The following is a 9,055-nucleotide window of genomic DNA, read 5'->3' as shown; positions in this document are numbered from 1 at the left end:
AACCGGTGCCCTCGCTATGCCGCCGTTAGACGGCGCACAACGTCAGGTGACAGGTTTAGGAACCCACCACCGCGACCACAGCGTGTGCATAGCTGTAGCCCTTGACGATCAGTGCGTCGAACTGCACGCCAACGAACTGGCCAGCCAGATTGCCGGTCAGGCCGAGTTGGAAAATACGCGGTTTGCCGTCCGTGCCCTTGCCGATGTACGCGATTTCGAGCATCGACTCGGTCACGATCGCAGCGTAGTAGTTGTTCAGGCCGCTGCCCGGATTCGCGAAGCCGTACTGGCCCGTGGAGTCCGTCGGCATATACGGATCCGGGATCAGCGGCAGGTCGCCGGCCTGGGTCGCGATGGCCTTGACCGACACACCGACCGTCACATTCATCGTCTTCAGCTCGATGTGCGAGGCCTTCGCTTCCTTCTCGATCTTGTCGATCAGGAGCGGGTTCATGTAGATCGCGGTGGGCTTCGGCTTGAACGTCTGGTTCGCCATCATCGTCGCGACCATCGTCTTCAGGCCGTCGATGATCGACGAGCCGAACGGGATCGTCGCCTGTTGCGTGATCTGCTGGAGCGCGCCGACCCATTGCAGCGTGGTCGGGACCAGCAGCGACGTGTCGGTACCGTTCCAGAACATGTGCGCGCGCAGCACGATGATCGCCGTGATGATGTCCTCGACGTCCTTCGCCTGCAGCGATGCGAACTGGCCTTGCTGCTCGGTCACGTCGCGGTCGAACAGCGACAGGTTCGATTGCGCAACGCTCGCCTTGATAAACGCGGCGCGTTCGACGCGCGTCGGGCCCGATGCCGTCGCGGACAGGTTGCGCGGGTCGTTCGACGTCGCCGTGGCGATGGCGATCTGTTCGAAATAGCGATGCGGGTGGCCGGTTGCCGGGACATGCGGCGTGCGGTCGAGCGCGACGGACTCGCGACGGATCAGGTCGACGATCTCGCGTTCGAATACCGGCACTTCAAGAGCGCCCGGGCCGCTGTAGTCGGCGGCAGCCGACAGGTTCGACACGTTGCCGCCTGCGCCCAGCGAGTTGCCGAGCGCGATGAGCGCGTCATCCGACGAAGCGTCGGCCGCGCGTGCAATGATGGTCATGGTATTTCCTGTGAAGTCTGGATGTGTGGTGCGGCAGGCGCGCTTACTTGCGCAGCAGGCCGGCGGCGGCGATCGACTGCTTGGCAGCGATTCGGGCACTGATGCCCGTCACGCCAGCGGCTTGCAGCATCGTGTCGATCTGGCCTTCCGTCAGGCCTTCCTTGGTGTCCTCCACCTTGATGCCGCCCTTGGCGAGCAGCGTCATCACATCGGACGGGATCGTCTTGCGCGCCGGGGCTTCGGCAGCCTTGAACGCTGCGGCCTTGATGTCGTCCACCTTGGTGCCGAGCGCGGACAGCGAATCCGTCAGCGACTTGATCACCGGGTTTTCCGCGTCGAGCGCGGCCGGTGCCGGCGTCGGGGTCGGTGCAGCGGCAGCCGAGAACCCCCAGTCGTGATCGCGGAAGATGTGCGGCAGCTTGCCGGCGGCGGCATCCGCTTCCATCGACGCTGCCATGTGATGCAGCACCTTCACGTGGCCTTGCGAGCTGTGCAGGCCGATGCCCGACGCTTCCATCGCGGCCGCGCAGTTGCGCAGAGCGGTGGCGTGCGGTGCGACGCGATCGCGCGTTTCGCGATTGGCTTGCAGCGCGGTCTCGCCAGCGGCCTTCATGGTGGCGACGTCTTTCGTCACGCCTTCAATTTGCGTGGTCAGCGGCTTGATTGCAGCAGCCAGCAACGCTTCCATTTCTTCTTTGGTCATTTCGATGTCCTGTTCAGCCTGTGCGGCTAATGATGTTGACTGGTAGGCGGCCTTGTCCTTGTAGAGAACGGCAGCGCCGGTGAACACGCAGCTCACAATCTGAAGCAGGTCGCCCATCGGCCGAGTTTTAGCCGTGACTTCATAGCTGAAGCCAAGGTCCTCTTTCTCGGACTGGATGCGGGCACATTCCTGCGGAAAGTCATGCGCGTAGAAAAACCCTTCAATCCGCACCTCATCGCCGACGATCTCAGCGCCCGTGATGACCCCGAGTTTCCGGGTGACGTCGTGGGCGCTCAGGTCGGCGGAGAAGTCCACCGCCATGCCGAGCAGGCTTTCAAGGGCCTTTTCGGCAACGTCCTTCGGCAGGTAGGTGCGCTTGCCGCCAGACCCACCAGGAGGCAGGTCAGACGGCTGGTTCACGAACGTGAGCACGCCAGAAAACGGCATGCGGTTCGGATGGTTTGCAACTTCGGGCACGTTCAGCGACATGCCCCAGAGCGTCATCGCGGCAGCGTGGACGCTCTTGTCCCAGTCGGACGTGTCGATGCCGAGTTCCTTCGCGCGGCGCAGAATCCGGGCGCGCGCTTCCGAGCGCTCGGCTTCCGACAGGCCCTGCGTGCGGTCGACCTGATCCCAGGCGAGAGACGTATGTGTCTCGTCGTTGATCGGCAGCTTGCGCTTGCCGGGCACCGCGAAGTGCTCGGGCGGCAGGGCGTCGCGTTCTTCTTTCGAAAGCGGCATCTTCGTGTCCTCTTACAGCGCCCGGACCTGTTCGAGCAGGGCGGCCGCGTCCCCATCCACGCTGGACAGCGCGTGATACGCGAGGTATTTCACGCCCGCCAGTGCGACGACGACCGGATTCAGCGCGTGGTGCAGGGCGTGATCGCCCGCTTTCAGCGCTGCTTCGGATGCCGATTCGAGATCGGCATAGAGGCTCGACGCCTTCGGTGCGTCGCCAGCCTTCGATGCTTCTGCTGGCTTCGCTGCTTTCGTGGTCTTCGTTGCCATGTCGGCTCCTGCTGAACCGGCGGGTTACCGGATGGTTGGTGGGACGTGCTGCTTAGGTCAGTGCGGTGACCGCAGCCTGCACAGCGGTCTTGTTGCTGCCCGCCGGGATGAAGTCGAGGATCGCGTTGAGCACCTGAATGGCATCAGCGCACTTTTCAGCGCTGAAGTTCAGCATGCCCGGCAGGTCCTGCCCGTTGGCTGCGCAGGTTGCGGTTTCGGCCGAGAGTGCGGTCAAGGCCAGAAGGTTGGTGCGGACGCCCATGGCGTTCTCCTATGCGTGGTGGGGTACTACGAAGGTCGCGCACAGGGCGCGAAAGGGATTACGCGAGGATCGCGATGTCGATCGTGCCGGCCGCGAGCGTGTTGGCTGCGAGGCGCGGGTTCAGGTTGACCGTGAAGCCGGTGTTCGTCTTGGCGGATACGTACCAGGTCGCGTCCTGATTCGGCGAGACCACGACGGTGTACTTCGCCGGCAGGTCCAGCCCGGTGACAGCGACCGTGACGGCTGCACCGGCGCTGCCGCCAGCTACGTTGGCGAGGCCTTCGATCAGCGCGAGCGCGAGACGATCGGGCCGGGCCAGCGGCGTGCTGCCGTTGAGCACCTCGACGGTATGAACGGGAAGTCCCATTTTGTTGCTCCTGTGTCGGGCGAACGCCCAGAGGGTTGCCTTGCGGCGGTGAACAGGCGTTCGGCCTGCTATTCGATACTGGTCAATGCGGGGTTGGCGATCTTCGCGCCGCGAGCCGCTTCGATGGCGATCTGCGCGTCGGCGCTGATCATGTCGCCGAACTTGCTCTGCAGCGGCGGCAGGTTGCGGCGCGCGCGGTACTCGTTCGGCGTGATCGCGTTGTTCTTGTATTCCTTCTCGTAGATGTCGGCCGTGGCCTTCTCATCCTCACGATCAAGACCACCCGGCGTGAGCTCGATGTTCGTGTAGCCCAGCCGGCCCCAGATCACCTCGCGGTTGATGTAGGCGCAGACCGTGCGCGTCACCGGCTTGATCGACAGGTCCCAATCGCGGTCCTCGGCCACCTCGCCGTTGTTGCGATTGATGTTCTGCTCGACGCCGAGGTTCTGCGCGCTGATGCCGAACGCCACCGCGATCTCGCGGATCACGAATTCCTGGTACTTCAGGAAGAGCGCGGTGTCGTCGCTGCCGCGCAGGTTCAGCACCTTCGCATCGGCGCCGCCGATGACCGGCGTTTGGCCTTGGCCTTCGATATCGTTGCGCCAGTAGCCGCGGAATGCCTCAATCGTGGTCTGGTCGGCCTGCTGCAGAAAGATCAGATTCTGCGGGTGCGCATTCGCTGCGACGTCGCCAGCGTACTCGGCCACGCCGAGCAACCGGTTGATCGTCTCGAATGCCACCTCGAGCGCGCCGAACGCGAACGGCGAGTCGGTCGTGATCCGGTCGCGGATGTACACGAGCTCGCGGTTCAGCAGGTCGCGGCCCTGTGCGACGCCCACGTTGCCGAACCCGAAGGTCTGGCAGTAGCGCGGCTTCGCTTCGTCGCCGTCCCAGTCCGCATAGATCTGGATCGACAGCGCATCAACCGGCCACAACCAGAGCGGGCGCAACTTGTCGCCGCCGACCTGCTGCTCGAACGCGCCGGCACCACACACCAACAGATCCTCGACAACCTGCTGCAGCAGCGAGCTGAACGTGTCGTCGTGATTCGGGCTGAAGAGGCACGCAGACGTGACGTCGATCTGCCGCTTGATCTCGCTGTTTTCAGCGATGTCCTTTTTCACGCGCACCGACCAGTCGAGCGAGCAGATCGACCGGGTATAGAACTGGATCGCGCGCGTCGCGTACGGCGTGCGGGAGAAATACCGCAGGTTCGCCGGTACAGGCTTGATCATCGGGCGCGAATCGCGCAGATTCCACGATCCGACCTGCCGCATGCGCGCGTACTGCGAGGTCACGCGGTTCGGTTCGTGCCGAGGGCGCCCGGCTGTGATCGCGCGCACTGCGCCGGTGACCGCACGCTTGATGCGCGTCCAGCGCGACGGCGGCGGTCGCTGATGCAGCTTCGTGTGATCCATGAAAGGTCCGTTAGATTGAGCCGAACGCCAAAGTGCTGCGGTGCTCGGCGAGCGCGTAGCACGCGCTGTCGCCCTTGTCCGGACTGCGGCCGATCCGCTTCTTGATCTCGTCTTTCGTTTCGACCTGAATGCCACGCGGCGTGCGTTTGTAGCGCGGCGCGCACAGGTCCGCGAACAGTTCTCGATCAGGCGGCAGCGCCAGGTCGTATCCGTTCACCGGGTCCAGCGCCTCGCGCATGCGCCACCAGAGCAGCGCGCGCGTATTGGCGAAGCCGAACACGCCGGTGATGTCGAGTTCGTCGGTGCCAGCCGCGCCGCTGATGCCCCAGATCCTGTCGCCGATGGCAGCGTGGATGAGGTCGTACGGCGATGCGCCGACGCCCACCACGTCAAGATTGACCACCGTCGACACGTCGCGCAGGTTGAACACCTGGGCCGCCACCACGTGGCCGTCCGGTGTGTCGGCGCCGGGATAGCAGATCTGCTCGGCGAAATAGTTGCCGTACCGCGGCGAGTGGATCGTCTGATCCTTGCCACCGCGTGCCACGTCGACGCCCAGCGCCGTCATCGGGATGGTCGGCTGGTGCCGCGCCTTCCAGCGCTCTTGCGCCGCGCGTATCCACTCGGACGGGATGATCTGGTAGGCGTCATCCTCGCGGCCCGCCGCAAAGTCGCCCAGCAGCATCTTCGAACGCAACGGTTCGGGTAGCGCCTGCAGCTTCGCGATGTACCCCGACTCCATATAGAAGGGGTTGTCGGTCACCCGCGCGGGAATGAACGTGCGCGTCTGCGGTTGGATGATGTCAACCGCGTCGAACTTCGAGCGGTCAAAGTCGTAGACCGGCTGACCATCGACAATCACGAACTCGCTGCCGTCGGGGCACTCGATCTGCCTTCCTTCGACCGCCGCGTACCATCGCAACTCGCCGGCCGCTGCCGGATTCGGGTGTTGCGGGTCGAGCCATGCCGCAAACCAGTCGATGAGCCAGTCGCCGGTCGCATCCGTCGGCGGGTTCGAGCACAGCAACACCTGACAACGTTGAGACGGATCCTCGCTCCGGTTCCAGCCTGCGATGAACTCGACCTGCGATTCGAGAAAGTTGGCCGCCTCGTCGAACACTTTCAGATCGTGCGGACGCCCCTGATACTTGAGCTTGTCCGACTCGTGCTGCACAGAGCCGAACTCGACAATGCGTCGCTTGCCGCCGAACTCGCAGCGCCAAATTCCCTTCTGGTTGAACACCCCATACTCGCTGTACACCTCCAGCGAGCGGTCGATGATCCCCGACAACTGTGGAAATTCGCGCCGCAGGATGAGCGCCTTCTGATGCTGCGTCAGGGCCTTGCCAAGCGCCAGATCGGTCTTGCCGCCTCCAGCCGCGCCGCCGTACAGGATCACGTCTGCGCGGCACTCATATGCCTGCGTCTGCGGGCCGGGCAGCGGCTTCCACGTGAGCCGGTTACGTGCCTTGAGCGTCTGCAGGAGCGCCAACTTGTCGGCCGCGCTCCATGTTCGCCAGTTCTGCCTCGATTGCTGCATCGATGTCTTTCATGTCGGCAGAGTTGGGAGCGTCAAGGCCACGGATCTTGCGGATGGCAGCGACCGCAAGGCTGGCCGCTTCGACGATGACCTTGATTTCCTTTGGGTCGCTCGCCTTCTCAGCGCTCACCTCCAGGTTGATCAGGCAATGCCGGTGAATGCGCAGTCCGCGCTCCATATCGGCGATGTCTTCGTTTGCTGCACCCTGAATGGTTTCAAGGGTTAAACCTGAAACCTGCGGTGAAACCTTGTCGCCGGAAACCTTTGCGGCGCCGCTGAAGTGCGCGTCGACAATAGCGCGCTTAGCCGTGCCGGGGTTACGCACCCAACCGTTCGCCTTAGCCCGCTTGTTGATAGCGGTATGGCTGATGCCGTGCTTCGCGGCGATGGCAGTGACTGGTTCGACACCGGCGCGGTAAGCGGCCTCAATCGCTACCCAGTCGATATCACGTTTTGGTTTCGCCATGATGTTTCAGGGGTTGCCGCCGCCCGTTGCCTTTTGAAACCCGCTTTGCGCGGGAAAAGGAGGTGGCCACATTTCGTCGGCGGCTGCCGGTGTTTCTAGCCCACCGCCGGCTGGGGCAGGAAAAGAAAGTGCCCGCGTGGATGAGGCGCGGGCGAATCCGTTGGCTCTCGCCATTCGGAGGAGACTCGGTCGCGAATGCGTAACTACAAATAATGCTTGCGCATTCGATTAAACGTAACTACAATTATTCACATGGACATCACCTACGACCCGGCCAAAAACGAACTGAACATCGCCAACCACGGCGTGTCGTTCGAACTCGCGAAAGAACTCGACTGGTCGGACGTGATGGCATACGTCGATGCGCGCCGCGACTATCGCGAAATTCGTGAAGTTGGTTTCGGCCTGATCGGTGAGCGTCTCTACTGCGTGGTGTTCACGCAGCGCGGCAACGCGATGCACATCATCAGCATGCGTAAGGCAAACAAGCGCGAGGTGAAAAGCTATGTCGAACAAACGTAAGATCGTCATGCCGACGGACGAAGAGGACGCGGCAATCAATCGCGGCATTGCCGCAGATCCGGATGCCTACGAGGTGCCCGCCGAAGACTTCAGGAAGATGAAACGCCTTGGTACGCGCGGTCGCCCGAAGCTCGATAAGCCGAAGGTGTCGCTGACCGTCCGTTACGACGCCGACGTTGTGGACGCGTTCAAGTCCACAGGAGACGGCTGGCAGACGCGGATGAACGACGCGCTGCGCGAGTGGCTCACGGAGCATCACGCTTGATCTGGTTGCGGGGCGAGGAATCGAACCTCGTGCTTTCGGGTTATGAGCCCTACGGTCTACCGGTGGCGTACACCCGCATTCGATGGTTGAAGGCTAATGCGATCGGCCCGCATGGCGCAGTGGCCCGCTATCGCGGCGCGCGACCGATGATGCTTCACCCTCAGTGAAACCGCCAACCCGTTCGCCGCGTGGGCGCGCTCGGCCGGCCATGCCAGCAGTCGGCGGTTTCGTTGAGGGTGCCCGTGTCGCAGGGCCAGCGGCATGCTTTGGATGCTTCACCCGGATCGTCAGGCCCGGCAGTGTGCTGCGACCTCGTGTTCCTATGGCGCCGTCATCTGGTTAGCGAGGGTGGGTACTCCTCAACCATCGGGCAATTTCGGACCCATGCCGACTCTCGTGCGGCTCTCAACGGCGCCATCCTGCGGCGCTCCGATGGGTTTGCTGCCATCGGACGATGCTGGGTAGCCAGTCCGGGGGTGTTCTGCGGCGCCGGCCGCCGCGTGACTGGCCTGACTGCGGATTTACTTCTCGGCAGGCGTGAAGTCCACGTAGAACTTGTCACCCGGCTTGAATTTGCCGAACAGTGCGGGATTGGCGATGTTGATCGCCAGCGTCGCGCCCGGCGAGTACTTCGCGAAGGTGTTGTCTTCGTCCAGCCCGTCAGCTTCGTATCCCGTCGATTTGCACACGGCGTGCATCGTCAACGTCTCCATCGACTTTTCCGGCTTCGCGCCGGTGGTCGGATCGACCCAGCCCATGTGTTCCTGAACCATGCTGACCTGCAGCTTCGCGCGCATCGTCGTGCTCATGCTCTTTACCTCGCGGAAATGAAAAAGCCCGCACCGATTCGGGTGCGGGCTGCCTTGTACTCTCTATTACTAGAACGTCAATCGAGAGTGACGCTACTCAAACGACGCGCGACGATAGTAATCCGTGGTCCCCGAGGGAAGGTTGCAGGAGCCGGACCTTCGAAATGAAGTTCCTGCCCAACAACCTTTCCATTCAGGTACAAATCATATTTCCCGTCACGCGTGTTAAACACATTGACCGCATCGGGTGCGTACGCTTTAACAGCCAGTTTGACCTGAATCTGGTCATCCGGTCCCGTCATGGTGCCTGCGTACAGGTATTGATCATCTGCGCCGCGAACGCTTCCATTCTCGACGATGACGATGCCGCGTGCCCCCCGTGTAACCGCGCTGAAATCAACTTCGTAAAACCCGTCTAGAGCCATTTGGCCTCCTGGTTATCCCGCAGAACTTTGCGGTATAGCCATGGTAGGGAGCGGCAATCAGAACGGCAACCACTAATGGGAATGAAAAAGCCCCGCGCGGCGGACCGGGCGGGGCTTGATGGCAACTCGTGCAGAATGGCGAAAATGATAGTCTGCTGTAAC

At 62.7% G+C, this 9,055-nt stretch carries 12 protein-coding genes; 2 read left to right on the top strand and 10 right to left on the bottom strand.

Features of this window, described 5'->3' with window-relative positions; genetic code table 11:
• Positions 1 to 55 precede the first annotated feature (55 nt).
• The 8 genes from B0G82_RS19615 to B0G82_RS19580 form a co-directional block, all read right to left on the bottom strand.
• A complete protein-coding gene (locus B0G82_RS19615) occupies positions 56 to 1,108 on the bottom strand; it encodes a hypothetical protein (protein ID WP_121308528.1) in 1,053 nt (350 codons plus the stop codon).
• 43 nt (positions 1,109 to 1,151) lie between these two features.
• Complete coding sequence (locus B0G82_RS19610) at positions 1,152 to 2,501, bottom strand: hypothetical protein (protein WP_241974640.1); 1,350 nt, start codon at positions 2,499 to 2,501, stop codon at positions 1,152 to 1,154.
• Positions 2,502 to 2,564: 63 nt separating this feature from the next.
• Complete coding sequence (locus B0G82_RS19605; protein WP_121308526.1) at positions 2,565 to 2,819, bottom strand: hypothetical protein; 255 nt, start codon at positions 2,817 to 2,819, stop codon at positions 2,565 to 2,567.
• 52 nt (positions 2,820 to 2,871) lie between these two features.
• Entirely contained in the window at positions 2,872 to 3,081 is a 210-nt protein-coding gene (locus B0G82_RS19600; RefSeq protein ID WP_121308525.1) for a hypothetical protein, read from the bottom strand.
• A gap of 58 nt (positions 3,082 to 3,139) precedes the next feature.
• Complete coding sequence (locus B0G82_RS19595) at positions 3,140 to 3,448, bottom strand: hypothetical protein (RefSeq protein ID WP_121308524.1); 309 nt, start codon at positions 3,446 to 3,448, stop codon at positions 3,140 to 3,142.
• Positions 3,449 to 3,516: 68 nt separating this feature from the next.
• The gene (locus tag B0G82_RS19590) at positions 3,517 to 4,866 is read right to left on the bottom strand and encodes a phage portal protein (protein WP_241974638.1); all 1,350 of its coding nucleotides are present in this window, start codon (positions 4,864 to 4,866) and stop codon (positions 3,517 to 3,519) included.
• 10 nt (positions 4,867 to 4,876) lie between these two features.
• Positions 4,877 to 6,406 (bottom strand): terminase family protein, encoded by a 1,530-nt coding sequence (locus B0G82_RS19585; RefSeq protein WP_158608165.1) that lies wholly within the window; start codon positions 6,404 to 6,406, stop codon positions 4,877 to 4,879.
• Positions 6,327 to 6,872, bottom strand: coding sequence for a hypothetical protein (locus B0G82_RS19580; RefSeq protein ID WP_121308523.1), 546 nt, complete (start codon positions 6,870 to 6,872; stop codon positions 6,327 to 6,329). Before B0G82_RS19580 ends, B0G82_RS19585 begins: the two co-directional genes overlap by 80 nt.
• A 252-nt stretch (positions 6,873 to 7,124) precedes the next feature.
• Here B0G82_RS19580 and B0G82_RS19575 point away from each other — a divergent pair, with 252 nt between their 5' ends.
• Complete coding sequence (locus B0G82_RS19575; protein WP_121308522.1) at positions 7,125 to 7,394, top strand: BrnT family toxin; 270 nt, start codon at positions 7,125 to 7,127, stop codon at positions 7,392 to 7,394.
• Entirely contained in the window at positions 7,378 to 7,659 is a 282-nt protein-coding gene (locus B0G82_RS19570) for a BrnA antitoxin family protein (protein ID WP_121308521.1), read from the top strand. Before B0G82_RS19575 ends, B0G82_RS19570 begins: the two co-directional genes overlap by 17 nt.
• 521 nt (positions 7,660 to 8,180) lie before the next feature.
• Here B0G82_RS19570 and B0G82_RS19560 read toward each other — a convergent pair.
• Together B0G82_RS19560 and B0G82_RS19555 are read right to left on the bottom strand one after the other, a co-directional pair.
• A complete protein-coding gene (locus B0G82_RS19560) occupies positions 8,181 to 8,468 on the bottom strand; it encodes a hypothetical protein (protein WP_241974636.1) in 288 nt (95 codons plus the stop codon).
• A 77-nt stretch (positions 8,469 to 8,545) separates the two neighbouring features.
• Entirely contained in the window at positions 8,546 to 8,893 is a 348-nt protein-coding gene (locus B0G82_RS19555) for a GrlR family regulatory protein (RefSeq protein ID WP_121308519.1), read from the bottom strand.
• Positions 8,894 to 9,055: the final 162 nt, after the last annotated feature.

Origin of the sequence: Paraburkholderia sp. BL17N1 (assembly GCF_003634175.1) — a bacterium.
Taxonomy (GTDB): Bacteria; Pseudomonadota; Gammaproteobacteria; order Burkholderiales; family Burkholderiaceae; genus Paraburkholderia.
The sequence above is the reverse complement of the archived record's forward strand: the minus strand, read 5'-3'. Positions and strand labels throughout refer to the sequence as shown.